Source organism: Pseudomonas sp. B13(2017), from assembly GCF_002113245.1.
In the GTDB taxonomy this organism is placed as follows: domain Bacteria; phylum Pseudomonadota; class Gammaproteobacteria; order Pseudomonadales; family Pseudomonadaceae; genus Aquipseudomonas; species Aquipseudomonas putida_Z.
In genome coordinates this window covers 214,657-228,076 of record NZ_NEJX01000008.1, presented here as the reverse complement: position 1 = coordinate 228,076, position 13,420 = coordinate 214,657, and the positions used below count along the sequence as shown (strand labels likewise).

Below are 13,420 nucleotides of genomic sequence, written 5' to 3'. Positions count from 1 at the left end.
TCTGATCTCGATCCGCGTCGCCTGCTTCGCGGGCTTGCCCGCTCCCACAGGAGTTACACAGGCCTCAGGGGGTGTGCAGTTCCTGTGGGAGCGGGCGAGCCCGCGAAGCAGGCGACGCGGATCGAGATCAGATGCGGAAGCTGCCCACCAGGTGCTTCAGGCGGCCGGCCTGCTGCTCCAGGTCGGAGCAGGCACGCAGGGTGGCCTGCAGGTTTTCCACGCCTTCCTGGTTGAGCATGTTGATCTCGTTGATGTCCATGTTGATCGCCTCGACCACGGCGGTCTGCTCTTCGGTGGCGGTGGCCACCGACTGGTTCATGCCGTCGATCTCGCCGATGCGCACGGTAACGCTGTCCAGCCGCTCACCGGCCTGGTTGGCGATCTGCATGCTGTCCTGGCTGTGGCGCTGGCTCTGGTCCATGGTCTCGACCGATTCGCGCGCGCCGACCTGCAGTTCTTCGATCATGGTCTGCACCTGTTGCGCCGACTCCTGGGTGCGGTGCGCCAGGTTGCGTACTTCATCGGCGACAACCGCAAAACCACGCCCGGCTTCACCGGCGCGGGCCGCTTCGATGGCCGCGTTGAGCGCCAGCAGGTTGGTCTGCTGGGAAATGCTGGTGATCACCTCGAGGATCTGGCCGATGTTGACGGTCTTGCTGTTCAGCGTCTCGATGTGCGCGCTGGAAGTGACGATCAGGTCGGACAGGCGGTTCATTGCCGCAATGTTGCGTTCCACCACCTGCTGCCCTTCTTCGGCCAGCAACCGCGCCGAACTGGCGTGCTGCGAAGCCTGGGCGGCGTTGCCGGCAATTTCCTGGGCGGCGGCGCCCAGTTCGTTGATGGCGGCGGCCACGCTGTTGGTGCGGTTGGACTGTTCGTCGGAGTTGGTCATCGACGAGTTCGAGGCACTGATGACCCGCAGGGCTACTTCGTTGACCTGCTCGGTGGCCGAGGACACTTCGCGGATCGAGCTGTGAATACGCTCGACGAAACGGTTGAAGGCGCTGCCCAGGATGCCGAATTCGTCATGGTTGTGGATACGCAGGCGCTTGGTCAGGTCGCCTTCACCTTCGGCGATGTCCTCCATGGCGCGGGTCATGGTGTGCAGCGGCTGCATCAGCACACGGATCAGCAGGCCGAGCAGGCCGATGATGATCACCACCGCCACCAGCGTGGCGATCACCGCCGAGGTGCGGAAGGTGCTGAGCATCGAGAAGGCCTTGTCCTTGTCCACCGACAGGCCGATGTACCAGTTGGCCGAAGGCAGGCCGGTGATCGGGGTGAAGGTCAGCAGGCGGGCCTGGCCTTCGCTCTGCACTTCGGTCAGCTCACCGGTCAGTTTCGGCGTGTGCTGCGGGAACAGGTCCGACAGCGACTTCATCACCAGGTCTTTGTCCGGGTGCACCAGGATCTTGCCCTGGTCGTTGACCAGGAAGGCGTAGCCCATGCCGCCGAAGTTCAGCGAGTTGATGATCTGCACCAGGCCGTCCAGGGCCAGGTCGCCACCGACCACGCCGACACTGGCGGAAACCTTGCTGAGGATGCCGATGACCATCTTGTTGGTGGTCATGTCGATGTACGGCTCGGTCAGGGTCGCGCCGGCGGCATTCATGCCGTCCTTGTACCAGGGGCGGGTGCGCGGGTCGTAGCCGTCGGGCATTTTCGAATCAGGGCGCACGCTGAAGCCGCCGTCGACCTTGCCCAGGTAGACGGTGAGGAAGCTGGAAACCAGCGCATTCTGGCCCATCAGGGTTTCGGCGTTGGTCGGGTCCTGGGCTATGTTCTGTGCCAGGTTTTCCACCAGCTTGATACGGCCTTCGAACAGGTTGCGGATATTGGTCGAAGTGGAAGCGCCCATTTCAGCCAGATAGTTTTCGAGGTCCTCGCGGATCGCATTACGCTGGAGGTAATCGTTGTAGAGCGTGAAAAGGCTGAAGGCGAGTATCACGATCAGTGACGCTGCCAAAAGAATCTTGTGGCTGAAACGAAGGCTTTTGTTCATGGCGTAATCGGTTCCGCTAAGGTTTCATATCAGGCGTTTGCACGCGTGGAGTCGCAAAGCAGTGCAACATCCCGAAAAAGTCCCTTTTCGGTTGTTCCTCTCTATTAAGGCGAATATCACCCACAGGTATCGGCCGAATTACGGTAAAGCTTGAGCAGAGGATTAAAGAGATGTCGGAAATTTCGACCATCGTTGTAGGTGCTGGCCCGGATGGCCAGCCAGTTGGGCAAGCGATGAGGCTGGCTAACCGCCATGGCCTGGTGGCGGGCGCGACGGGTACTGGCAAGACCGTCACCCTGCAGCATCTGGCGGAAGCGTTCAGTGACGCGGGGGTTGCGGTGTTCGCCGCCGATGTCAAAGGTGACCTGTGCGGCCTGGGCGCTGCTGGTGCGCCGCAGGGCAAGGTGGCTGAGCGCATCGCCGGCATGCCCTGGCTGGGGCACAGGCCCCAGGCTTACCCGGTGAGCCTGTGGGACATTGCCGGGCAGTCCGGCCACCCGCTGCGCACCACCCTCAGTGAAATGGGGCCGCTGCTGCTGGGCAACCTGCTGGAACTGACAGACAGCCAACAGGCGGCGCTGTACGCGGCGTTCAAGGTGGCCGACCGTGAAGGCCTGCTGCTGCTCGACCTCAAGGACCTCAAGGCGCTGCTCGCGCACCTGAAGGACAACCCGCAATTGCTGGGCGAAGACAGTGCGCTGATGACCACGGCCTCCACCCAGGCGCTGTTGCGTCGATTGGCGACCCTGGAACAGCAGGGCGCCGAGGCGTTGTTCGGTGAACCGGGGCTGCAGCTTGAGGACCTCCTGCGGCCAGACCCGGATGGCCGTGGGCGTATCCACCTGCTGGACGCCAGCCGGTTGGTTCACGATGCCCCCAAGGTGTACGCGACCTTCCTGTTGTGGCTGCTGGCCGAGTTGTTCGAGCAACTGCCCGAGCGCGGTGATGCCGACAAGCCGGTGCTGGCGTTGTTCTTCGATGAAGCGCACTTGTTGTTCAACGATACGCCCAAGGCATTGCAGGATCGCCTGGAGCAGGTGGTGCGGCTGATTCGTTCCAAGGGTGTGGGGGTGTACTTCGTTACCCAGTCGCCGGGGGACTTGCCAGATGCGGTGCTGGCCCAGTTGGGCTTGCGCATTCAACATGGCTTGCGGGCGTTCACTGCCAAGGAGCAGAAGTCGCTGCGGGCGGTGGCTGATGGCTTCCGCCCCAACCCGGCGTTCGACACCCTGGCGGTGCTGACCGAACTGGGCATTGGCGAGGCGCTGGTGGGGACGCTGGAAGAGAAGGGCACGCCTGCGATGGTGCAGCGGGTACTGATTGCACCGCCGCAGTCGCGTATCGGGCCGTTGAGTGCGGCTGAGCGCAGTGCGCTGATTGCCGATTCGCCGCTGGCGGGGCGTTACGACAAGCCGGTGGACCGTGAGTCGGCGTATGAGATGCTGACCCAGCGTAAGGGCGAGCCGGTGGAGCCCGTGCCGCAACCCAAGGCGGATGAAGAGAGCTTTGCCGACAAGGCTGGTGAGTTCTTGCAGAGTGCGGCAGGGCAGGCCATCAAGTCGGCGGTGCGCCAGGCGGCCAACCAGTTGGGGCGGCAGTTGGTGCGAGGGTTGATGGGGTCGTTGCTGGGGGGCAAGAAAAGGTAGTTTGCCTGTACCGGCCCTATCGCCGGCAAGCCAGCTCCCACAGGTACTGCACAGGCCTTGCGGGCGGTGCAGTACCTGTGGGAGCTGGCTTGCCGGCGATAGGGCCGGTACAGGAATGACACCTATGAAAAAGGCGCCCTTCAGGCGCCTTCTTCTTATTGCGGTATCACTCAGCCAATGGCTTTGGACGCCAGCCAGAACAGGCCGGCCGCCAGGCCCATCGACGCAGGCAGGGTCAGTACCCAGGCCAGCAGGATGGTCTTCACGGTGCCGCCTTGCAGGCCGCTCTTGTTGGCGACCATGGTGCCGGCCACGCCGGACGACAACACGTGGGTGGTCGATACCGGCAGGGCGAAGATGTTGGCCATGCCGATGGCGCAAGCCGCGGTGATCTGCGCCGACATGCCCTGGGCATAGGTCATGCCCTGCTTGCCGATCTTCTCGCCAACGGTCAGTACCACGCGCTTCCAGCCGACCATGGTGCCCAGGCCCAGGGCCAGGGCGACGGCCACGATCACCCAGAACGGGGCGTACTCGGTGGTGGCGGTCAGGTCTTTGCGCAGTTTTTCCAGGTCGGCCTTTTCACGGGCTTCCAGGCCTGGCAGCTTGCCGACCTTCTTCGCCGTGTCGTCCAGGCACAGCAGGTAGCGGCGCACTTCGACACGCTTGTCGGCACTCAGGCTGTGGTAGTCGGTCACGCCCTGCAGCGAGGACTGCAGCGCGGCAATGGTCGGCTCGGTCTGCTGCGGGTTGCAGCTGAACTGCTCCGGCAGGTCGCTGGACTTGGCTTTGCCCAGTGCCAGGAACTCGCCCAGGGTGGCGGCGTTGCGCTGGTAGAACTGGCTCATGTGCAGGGTGGCGTCGCGGGTACGCTCGATCTGGTAGGTGGTGCTGTTCAGGTCGAGAACGAACTTGGCCGGGACGATACCGATCAGCACCAGCATGATCAGGCCGATGCCTTTCTGGCCGTCGTTGGAGCCGTGCACGAAGCTCACGCCCATGGCCGAAACCACCAGTACCAGGCGGTTCCAGAACGGCGGGTGCTTCTTGTCGTCGAGCTTGCGGCGCTGCTCGGGGGTCTTGTGCATCTTCGACAGCGGGCGCCACCACTTCAGGCCGATCAGTACCAGGGCGGCAACGGCGAAGCCGGCCATCGGCGAGACCACCAGCGACATGGCGATGTCGATCGCCTTCTGCCAGTTGACGCCGTCGCCCAGCGGGATGTCGTTGATCAGGGCGTTGGCCAGGCCGACGCCGAGGATGGAGCCGATCAGCGTGTGCGAGCTGGAGGCGGGGATACCGAAGTACCAGGTGCCCAGGTTCCAGGTGATGGCCGCAGCCAGCAGCGAGAAGACCATGGCCAGGCCGTGTCCGGTGTTCACATTGATCAGCAGCTCTACCGGCAGCAGGTGCACGATGGCATAGGCCACCCCGACACCGCCGAGCAGAACGCCAAGGAAGTTGAACACGCCGGAGAAGAACACGGCGAGGTGCGGCGGCATGGCTTTGGTATAGATGACGGTAGCTACCGCGTTGGCGGTGTCATGAAAGCCATTGATGAACTCGAAGGCGAGCACGAAGGTCAAGGCGAGCAGCAGGCTCACCAACACCCAGGCATCCAGTCCGCTGAATAATTCGATCATGAAGGTTGTCTGGCGGTCTTAGGGGGGCGGGATTATGCCAGAAAACCTTGGCAATCGATGCATCCGCGACAGACCGACGGCAATCTTCCTGTCGGGAGCGTGATGTGCACGGCGGGGCGTGTAGGCAGTGAAATGTCCGCTAAAACGCGCAAAACCTGGCGAAAACCGGCAAAAAGCTGGAGAAAAAGCCGCTTCGCTTCTGTTCAAACGGCCGTATGAAATTTGTGTAATTCCATTTCACCTTCGGCCGGACAGTAAAGATCGACCGCGCCCGGGCTGGCCGGGCGACGACGCGCTGGCGTGGTCCCGGGGTCAGGGAGTGTCGCTGCGCAGTTCCTTTTCCATACGTTCCAGTTCCTGGCTGAAGGCCTGGTCGCGCACGCTCGCGCGCTTGCGCCAAGGTTTGCGTTCCGGATCCGGTTGTGCGGCGTAAGTGGTGACTTCGCCACCGTAAACATCCTTGTAACGTTCAGCCTGGCGCTCGAGTTCCGCGCGCAGTTCATCTTTCGTCACAGTAGTACCTGAATTAAGTTTGATGAGTGTTGTTATGCGCTGTGCAGCGTGCACATGCCTTGCTGGCCGCAACGGCTTGATACAGCGGAAGGTTCCATTGCCACGGCATCGTCGAGGCCTGCGCAATCGATTATAGCAACCGATATTTCGCCGAACATCGTTATTTACCCAACCCTGACATCACCAGACGCAAGTAACGCAATGCATCCGACAACAGTTTGGGCCTTTCGTACAAGTTTGAAAGGCAAGACGGACAAAAGTTCGTTGCAATGCAGCAGCGGGACCGTCGAGCGGGAGGGTAATGAAAAACGGCCTCGCCAAAAGGCGAGGCCGTTGCCTGGGGACTTCTACGGTGGGTACCTGACCAGTCTCTCCAAAGAAGCCACAAGTGGCATGAGAAAGGTATAAGTAAAAGTGTCAGCGGTCAATTGCGATTATCGGCCGTTTGTTCGATAATCGCACGAGTGGGCGTTTTTTTTGAGGTGTGCGATGAGTGACGAAACCCTGGCCAACGATTCCGTCAATCCAGAGTCGGGCAACCCGGAGCACGGGCGATCTGCCTCGGCAGCCCTGGCACCGCCGATCGTGGCTTCCCCGGCAAAGCGCATCCAGGCCTTTACCGGCGACCCGGACTTCATGACCTCCCTGGCGCGAGGCCTGGCTGTGATCCAGGCTTTCCAGGAACGCAAGCGTCACCTGACCATCGCCCAGATCAGCCACCGCACCGAAATCCCCCGTGCGGCGGTACGCCGTTGCCTGCACACGTTGATCAAGCTGGGTTACGCCACCACCGACGGGCGCACCTATTCACTGTTGCCCAAAGTGCTGACGCTGGGGCATGCGTACCTGTCGTCGACGCCGCTGGCGATTTCCGCCCAGCCTTACCTGGACCGCATCAGCGACCAGCTGCACGAGGCGGCCAACATGGCCACGCTCGAAGGTGACGACATTCTTTATATAGCCCGTTCGGCCACCGTGGAGCGGCTGATTTCGGTCGACCTGTCGGTGGGCGGGCGCCTGCCGGCCTATTGCACATCGATGGGGCGCATTCTGTTGGCGGCCATGGACGACACCAGCCTGCGGGAATACCTGGAACGTGCCGACCTGAAGGCGCGAACCAGCCGTACCTTGCATGACCCCGAGTCGCTGTTCGCCTGTATCCAGCAGGTGCGCGCCCAGGGCTGGTGCGTGGTAGACCAGGAGCTGGAGCAGGGGCTGCGCTCGATTGCGGTGCCGGTGTATGACGCCTCGGGGCAGGTGTTGGCGGCGTTGAATGTGAGTACCCATGTCGGGCGGGTGACGCGCAGTGAGCTGGAGCAGCGGTTCTTGCCGATCCTGCTGGCGGCCAGCCGGGACCTTTGCCATCAGTTGTTTGGCTGAAGTGCCCCGGGGGCGCATAGCGCCCCCTTTCAAATTTAGAACAGGCAAAACCGTTTCCTGTGCGATAAACGCACAGTGTCGTTCGCGGTCAATTGCGCCACCACCGCCCGCTGATTAATGTCTCTCGCAACGGTCGGCTGTGCCGACCGAACAAGAAAAACATAATAAGAGGCACTTACATGAATACTGTCCCCTCGCTGCCGCGGCCGCACCCGCGCGCGGTACCGTTATATCCAGGCTGACGCCGGCCGCATTCCCTCAAACTATCGTCCTCTGTACCGGTTTATCGCGTGCAGTGGCCTGGCTGTGCCCCTCATTCTGGATAACAACAATGAACCAAGCGCAAACCAACGTCGGCAAAAGCCTCGACGTCCAGTCGTTCATCAATCAGCAGCCGCTGTCCCGCTACCAATGGCGGGTGGTGTTGCTGTGCTTCCTGATCGTCTTCCTCGATGGCCTGGACACCGCCGCCATGGGCTTCATCGCCCCGGCCCTGTCGCAGGAGTGGGGGATTGACCGCGCCAGCCTCGGCCCAGTCATGAGTGCTGCATTGATCGGCATGGTTTTCGGTGCCCTCGGCTCCGGCCCGCTGGCGGACCGGTTTGGCCGCAAGGGCGTGCTGGTGGGGGCGGTGCTGGTATTTGGCGGCTTCAGCCTGGCCTCGGCCTATGCCACCAACGTCGACCAGTTGCTGGTGTTGCGCTTCCTGACCGGCCTGGGCCTTGGCGCAGGCATGCCCAACGCCACCACGCTGTTGTCTGAATACACCCCCGAGCGCCTCAAGTCGCTGCTGGTGACCAGCATGTTCTGCGGCTTCAACCTGGGCATGGCCGGTGGTGGTTTCATTTCCGCCAAGATGATCCCGGCTTACGGCTGGCACAGCCTGCTGGTGATCGGTGGCGTGCTGCCGTTGCTGCTGGCGCTGGTGCTGATGGTATGGCTGCCGGAGTCGGCGCGGTTCCTGGTGGTGCGCAATCGGGGCACCGACAAAGTGCGCCAGACCTTGTCGCCCATCGCGCCGCAGGTGGTGGCCGAGGCGGGCAGCTTCAGCGTGCCGGAACAGAAGGCGGTGGCCGCGCGCAACGTGTTCGCGCTGATCTTCTCCGGTACCTACGGCATGGGCACCATGCTGTTGTGGCTGACCTACTTCATGGGCCTGGTGATCGTCTATCTGCTGACCAGCTGGCTGCCAACCTTGATGCGCGACAGCGGCGCGAGCATGGAACAGGCTGCCTTCATCGGCGCGCTGTTCCAGTTCGGTGGCGTGCTGAGTGCCGTCGGCGTGGGCTGGGCCATGGACCGCTTCAATCCGCACAAGGTGATCGGCATTTTCTACCTGCTGGCCGGGGTGTTCGCCTACGCCGTGGGGCAGAGCCTGGGCAACATCACCGTATTGGCCACCCTGGTGCTGGTTGCCGGCATGTGCGTGAACGGCGCCCAGTCGGCGATGCCTTCGCTGGCGGCGCGCTTCTATCCGACACAGGGCCGCGCCACAGGGGTATCGTGGATGCTGGGTATCGGCCGCTTCGGGGCGATTCTCGGGGCCTGGAGTGGCGCGACGCTGCTGGGGCTGGGCTGGAACTTCGAACAGGTGCTGACGGCGTTGCTGGTGCCGGCGGGGCTGGCGACCGTGGGTGTGATCGTGAAAGGGCTGGTGAGCCACGCTGACGCGACCTGACGCAGTGGCCTCATCGCCGGCAAGCCAGCTCCCACAGGAATGCATCAGGCCCCGAGCCGGTGCGGTACCTGTGGGAGCTGGCTTGCCGGCGATGAGGCCAGTACAGGCAGTGAGGGGAGATAGGTAGGGATGCAACAAATGGTTCGATAATCGCACAAATAGTCGATTATCGGATTGTAAGCCACCCACCAGTCTCCTTAATCTGAGCTCACCGAAGCACCCTGACCAGGAGTCTCCAAATGGCTGCAATTCTCCCGCTTCACGAAGCCGTGAAGCAGTTCATCCAGGATGGCGATACCGTCGCCCTCGAAGGTTTCACCCACCTGATCCCGACTGCTGCCGGCCACGAGATCATCCGTCAGGGCAAGCGCGACCTGACCCTGGTGCGCATGACTCCGGACCTGATCTACGACCAGCTGATCGGCGCCGGTTGCGCCAGCAAGCTGATCTTCTCCTGGGGTGGTAACCCGGGTGTCGGTTCGCTGCACCGCCTGCGTGATGCCGTCGAGAAGCAGTGGCCACACGCCATCGAAATCGAAGAACACAGCCACGCCGACCTGGCCAACGCCTATGTCGCCGGTGCTTCTGGCCTGCCGTTCGCCGTGCTGCGTGCCTACGCCGGCTCCGACCTGCCGAAGGTCAACCCGCTGATCAAGAGTGTCACCTGCCCGTTCACCGGTGAAGTGCTGGCAGCCGTGCCGTCGGTGCGCCCGGACGTGACCGTGATCCACGCGCAAAAGGCCGACCGTAAAGGCAACGTGCTGCTGTGGGGCATCCTCGGTGTGCAGAAGGAAGCCGCCCTGGCCGCCAAGCGCTGCATCGTCACCGTCGAGGAAATCGTCGACGACCTGCAGGCCCCGATGAACGCCTGCGTGTTGCCGACCTGGGCGCTGAGCGCGGTATGCCTGGTACCTGGTGGTGCGCACCCGTCCTATGCCCACGGCTACTACGAGCGTGACAACCGCTTCTACCAGGCCTGGGACCCGATCGCGCGTAGCCGCGAATCGTTCACCGCCTGGATCGACACCTACATCCGTGGCACTGCCGATTTCAACGAATTCAAGGCCAAGCTGGCCAGCACTGCGGAGGCCGCACAATGAGCTACTCCACTTCCGAAATGATGACCGTCGCCGCAGCCCGTCGCCTGCGCAACGGTGCTGTGTGCTTCGTCGGCATCGGCCTGCCATCCAAGGCTGCCAACCTGGCGCGCCTGACCTCGTCGCCAGACGTGGTGCTGATCTACGAATCCGGCCCGATCGGCGCCAAGCCAAGCGTGCTGCCGCTGTCGATCGGCGACGGCGAGTTGGCCGAAACCGCTGACACCGTGGTGCCGACCGGCGAGATCTTCCGCTACTGGCTGCAAGGTGGGCGCATCGACGTCGGCTTCCTTGGCGCCGCCCAGGTCGACCGCTTCGGCAACATCAACACGACTGTGGTTGGTGACTATCACGCCCCGAAAACCCGCCTGCCGGGTGCCGGTGGCGCACCGGAAATCGCCGGTTCCGCCAAGCAGGTGCTGATCATCCTCAAGCAGTCGCCGCGTGCCTTCGTCGACAAGCTGGACTTCATCACCTCGGTTGGCCACGGTGAAGGCGGCGACTCGCGCAAACGCCTTGGCCTGCCAGGCGACGGCCCGGTCGGCATCATCACCGACCTGTGCATCATGGAGCCGGAAGCCGGCACCCACGAATTCGTCGTCACCGCGATCCACCCGGGTGTGACCCGCGAGCAGATCATCGCCGCCACTGGCTGGGCGATCCGCTTTGCCGACGATGTGCAGACCACTGCCGAACCTACCGAAGTCGAGCTGTCCGCCCTGCGTGACCTCGAAGCCCGTACCGCCGCGGCCCATGGCCAGGTGGCAGGAGAAGCCTGATGCGCGACGTATTCATCTGTGACGCCATCCGTACCCCGATCGGCCGCTTCGGCGGCGCCCTGGCCGGCGTGCGGGCCGACGACCTGGCCGCCGTGCCGCTGAAGGCGCTGATCGAGCGCAACCCGAGCGTGCAGTGGGATCAGGTTGACGAAGTGTTCTTCGGCTGCGCCAACCAGGCCGGTGAAGACAACCGCAACGTGGCGCGCATGGCGCTGCTGCTGGCCGGCCTGCCGCAGAGCATCCCGGGCGTTACCCTGAACCGCCTGTGCGCGTCGGGCATGGATGCCATCGGCACTGCCTTCCGCGCCATTGCCAGCGGCGAAATGGAGCTGGCGATTGCCGGCGGCGTTGAGTCGATGTCGCGTGCCCCGTTCGTCATGGGCAAGGCCGAAAGCGGCTATTCGCGCAACATGAAGCTCGAAGACACGACCATCGGCTGGCGTTTCATCAACCCACTGATGAAGGGCCAGTACGGTGTGGATTCCATGCCGGAAACCGCCGACAACGTGGCCGACGATTACCAGGTTTCGCGTGCTGACCAGGACGCCTTCGCCCTGCGCAGCCAGCAGAAGGCAGCTGCCGCCCAGGCCGCCGGTTTCTTCGCCGAAGAGATCGTGCCGGTGCGTATCGCGCACAGGAAGGGCGAGACCATCGTCGAGCATGACGAGCACCTGCGCCCGGAAACCACGCTGGAAGCCCTGACCAAGCTCAAGCCGGTCAACGGCCCGGACAAGACCGTCACCGCCGGCAACGCCTCGGGCGTGAACGACGGTGCCGCGGCGTTGATCCTGGCTTCGGCCGAGGCGGTGAAGAAACACGGCCTGACCCCACGTGCCCGGGTACTGGGCATGGCCAGTGCCGGTGTTGCACCGCGGGTGATGGGCATTGGCCCGGTGCCGGCAGTGCGCAAGCTGACCGAGCGCCTGGGTGTGGCGGTGAATGATTTCGATGTGATCGAGCTCAACGAAGCCTTTGCCAGCCAAGGTCTGGCGGTGCTGCGTGAGCTGGGTGTGGCCGACGATGCACCGCAGGTGAACCCCAACGGCGGTGCCATCGCCCTGGGCCACCCGCTGGGCATGAGCGGTGCGCGCCTGGTGCTGACTGCGCTTCACCAGCTGGAGAAGAGCGGTGGGCGCAAAGGCCTGGCGACCATGTGTGTGGGCGTAGGCCAAGGTTTGGCGCTGGCCATCGAGCGGGTTTGACCTGTACCGGCCTCTTCGCGGGCACGCCCGCTCCCACAGGGGAACCACGCCTCCCACTGTGGGAGCGGGCGTGCCCGCGAAGAGGCCGGTCCTGCCAGACTCAAGGCCAATTGCCAGGCAAATAGCGGAACGAGTGTGTTACCAGGTGTGTCTAGAATTACCTGCGACCCTCCAGGAGTAAACTCACCATGACCTCAGCCTATTACACCGGCGAAGAACGCAGCAAACGCATCTTCGCTATCGTTGGTGCCTCTTCAGGCAACCTGGTGGAATGGTTCGACTTCTACGTCTATGCCTTCTGCGCGATCTACTTTGCCCCGGCTTTCTTCCCCTCCGACGACCCCACCGTGCAGTTGTTGAACACGGCAGGCGTGTTCGCCGCGGGCTTTCTGATGCGCCCCATCGGTGGCTGGATCTTCGGCCGCCTCGCTGACCGCCATGGTCGCAAGAATTCCCTGATGATCTCGGTGCTGATGATGTGCTTCGGCTCCCTGATGATCGCCTGCCTGCCCACCTATGCCAGCATCGGCACCTGGGCCCCGGCGCTGCTGTTGCTGGCCCGGCTGATCCAGGGCCTTTCGGTAGGCGGCGAATATGGCACTACTGCCACCTACATGAGTGAAGTGGCCCTGCGCGGCCAGCGCGGCTTCTTCGCCTCGTTCCAGTACGTGACCCTGATCGGCGGCCAGTTGCTGGCGGTGCTGGTGGTGGTGATCCTGCAGCAGCTGCTCACTGAAGAAGAACTGCGCGCCTGGGGCTGGCGCATTCCGTTCGTGGTCGGCGCCATTGCCGCGCTGATCTCGCTGATGCTGCGCCGCTCGCTGCATGAGACCAGCAGCGCCGAAACCCGCCAGGACAAGGACGCCGGCACCATCAAGGGCCTGTTCCGCGACCACGCGGCGGCCTTCATCACCGTGCTCGGCTATACCGCGGGCGGTTCGCTGATCTTCTATACCTTCACCACCTACATGCAGAAGTACCTGGTCAACACCGCCGGCATGACCGCAAAAAACGCCAGCTACGTGATGACTGGCGCGCTATTCCTGTTCATGGTGCTGCAGCCGTTCTTCGGCATGCTCTCCGACCGCATCGGCCGGCGTAATTCGATGATGCTGTTCGGCGCCCTGGGTACGCTGTTCACCGTGCCGCTGCTGATGGCGCTGAAAACCGTGAGCAGCCCGTTCATGGCCTTCGTGCTGATTACCCTGGCGTTGTGTATCGTCAGTTTCTACACCTCGATCAGCGGCCTGGTGAAGGCCGAGATGTTCCCGCCGCAGGTGCGTGCGCTGGGTGTGGGCCTGGCCTATGCAGTGGCCAACGCGGCGTTCGGCGGTTCGGCCGAATACGTTGCCCTGGGCCTGAAGACCCTGGGCATGGAAAACACTTTCTACTGGTACGTGACAGCGATGATGGCGATTGCCTTCCTGTTCAGCCTGCGCTTGCCGAAGCAGGCCGCGTACCTGCACCACGATGATTAAGG

Annotated in this window: 9 protein-coding genes and 2 pseudogenes; 7 read left to right on the top strand and 4 right to left on the bottom strand. The window is 63.1% G+C overall.

Going from position 1 to position 13,420, the window contains the following annotated elements; all coding sequences use genetic code 11:
• Window positions 1-127 precede the first annotated feature (127 nt).
• Together CAG44_RS29295 and CAG44_RS29290 are read right to left on the bottom strand one after the other, a co-directional pair.
• Window positions 128-724: pseudogene (locus CAG44_RS29295) on the bottom strand (methyl-accepting chemotaxis protein); the annotation flags it as partial.
• Window positions 725-985: 261 nt separating this feature from the next.
• A pseudogene (locus tag CAG44_RS29290) lies at window positions 986-2,002 on the bottom strand (cache domain-containing protein); the annotation flags it as partial.
• Window positions 2,003-2,172: 170 nt separating this feature from the next.
• On the opposite strand from CAG44_RS29290, the gene CAG44_RS13540 reads away from it, so the two are divergent.
• Entirely contained in the window at window positions 2,173-3,648 is a 1,476-nt protein-coding gene (locus tag CAG44_RS13540; protein WP_085590384.1) for a helicase HerA-like domain-containing protein, read from the top strand.
• Between the two features lie 170 nt (window positions 3,649-3,818).
• Here CAG44_RS13540 and CAG44_RS13535 read toward each other — a convergent pair whose 3' ends face one another.
• A complete protein-coding gene (locus tag CAG44_RS13535; protein WP_085590382.1) occupies window positions 3,819-5,291 on the bottom strand; it encodes an inorganic phosphate transporter in 1,473 nt (490 codons plus the stop codon).
• A gap of 312 nt (window positions 5,292-5,603) precedes the next feature.
• Window positions 5,604-5,804 carry a hypothetical protein gene (locus CAG44_RS28935; protein ID WP_003259583.1) on the bottom strand — a complete coding sequence of 67 codons (201 nt, stop codon included), beginning with the start codon at window positions 5,802-5,804 and terminating at the stop codon, window positions 5,604-5,606.
• 489 nt (window positions 5,805-6,293) lie between these two features.
• On the opposite strand from CAG44_RS28935, the gene pcaR reads away from it, so the two are divergent.
• From pcaR to CAG44_RS13500, 6 genes are all read left to right on the top strand, one after another.
• Complete coding sequence (gene pcaR, locus CAG44_RS13525; protein ID WP_256575059.1) at window positions 6,294-7,184, top strand: pca regulon transcriptional regulator PcaR; 891 nt, start codon at window positions 6,294-6,296, stop codon at window positions 7,182-7,184.
• A gap of 331 nt (window positions 7,185-7,515) precedes the next feature.
• Complete coding sequence (locus tag CAG44_RS13520) at window positions 7,516-8,862, top strand: MFS transporter (RefSeq protein WP_025340493.1); 1,347 nt, start codon at window positions 7,516-7,518, stop codon at window positions 8,860-8,862.
• A 239-nt stretch (window positions 8,863-9,101) separates the two neighbouring features.
• Window positions 9,102-9,962: a CoA transferase subunit A gene (locus tag CAG44_RS13515; RefSeq protein ID WP_015271654.1), complete on the top strand. Its 861-nt coding sequence runs from the start codon at window positions 9,102-9,104 to the stop codon at window positions 9,960-9,962.
• Entirely contained in the window at window positions 9,959-10,738 is a 780-nt protein-coding gene (locus tag CAG44_RS13510; protein ID WP_015271653.1) for a CoA-transferase subunit beta, read from the top strand. Before CAG44_RS13515 ends, CAG44_RS13510 begins: the two co-directional genes overlap by 4 nt.
• Window positions 10,735-11,940 carry a 3-oxoadipyl-CoA thiolase gene (gene pcaF, locus CAG44_RS13505; RefSeq protein WP_178076925.1) on the top strand — a complete coding sequence of 402 codons (1,206 nt, stop codon included), beginning with the start codon at window positions 10,735-10,737 and terminating at the stop codon, window positions 11,938-11,940. Before CAG44_RS13510 ends, pcaF begins: the two co-directional genes overlap by 4 nt.
• Before the next feature lie 188 nt (window positions 11,941-12,128).
• On the top strand, window positions 12,129-13,418 hold the full coding sequence (locus tag CAG44_RS13500; RefSeq protein WP_085692309.1) for an MFS family transporter: 1,290 nt from the start codon (window positions 12,129-12,131) through the stop codon (window positions 13,416-13,418).
• The last annotated feature ends 2 nt before the right edge of the window (window positions 13,419-13,420 follow it).

What these genes read in the sequence shown, in the direction of transcription:
- CAG44_RS13540 (WP_085590384.1), top strand. Translation starts at nt 2,173, where the DNA reads ATGTCGGAAATTTCGACCATCGTTGTAGGTGCTGGCCCGGATGGCCAG.
- CAG44_RS13535 (WP_085590382.1), bottom strand. Translation starts at nt 5,291, where the DNA reads ATGATCGAATTATTCAGCGGACTGGATGCCTGGGTGTTGGTGAGCCTG.
- pcaR (WP_256575059.1), top strand. Translation starts at nt 6,294, where the DNA reads ATGAGTGACGAAACCCTGGCCAACGATTCCGTCAATCCAGAGTCGGGC.
- CAG44_RS13520 (WP_025340493.1), top strand. Translation starts at nt 7,516, where the DNA reads ATGAACCAAGCGCAAACCAACGTCGGCAAAAGCCTCGACGTCCAGTCG.
- CAG44_RS13515 (WP_015271654.1), top strand. Translation starts at nt 9,102, where the DNA reads ATGGCTGCAATTCTCCCGCTTCACGAAGCCGTGAAGCAGTTCATCCAG.
- CAG44_RS13510 (WP_015271653.1), top strand. Translation starts at nt 9,959, where the DNA reads ATGAGCTACTCCACTTCCGAAATGATGACCGTCGCCGCAGCCCGTCGC.
- CAG44_RS13500 (WP_085692309.1), top strand. Translation starts at nt 12,129, where the DNA reads ATGACCTCAGCCTATTACACCGGCGAAGAACGCAGCAAACGCATCTTC.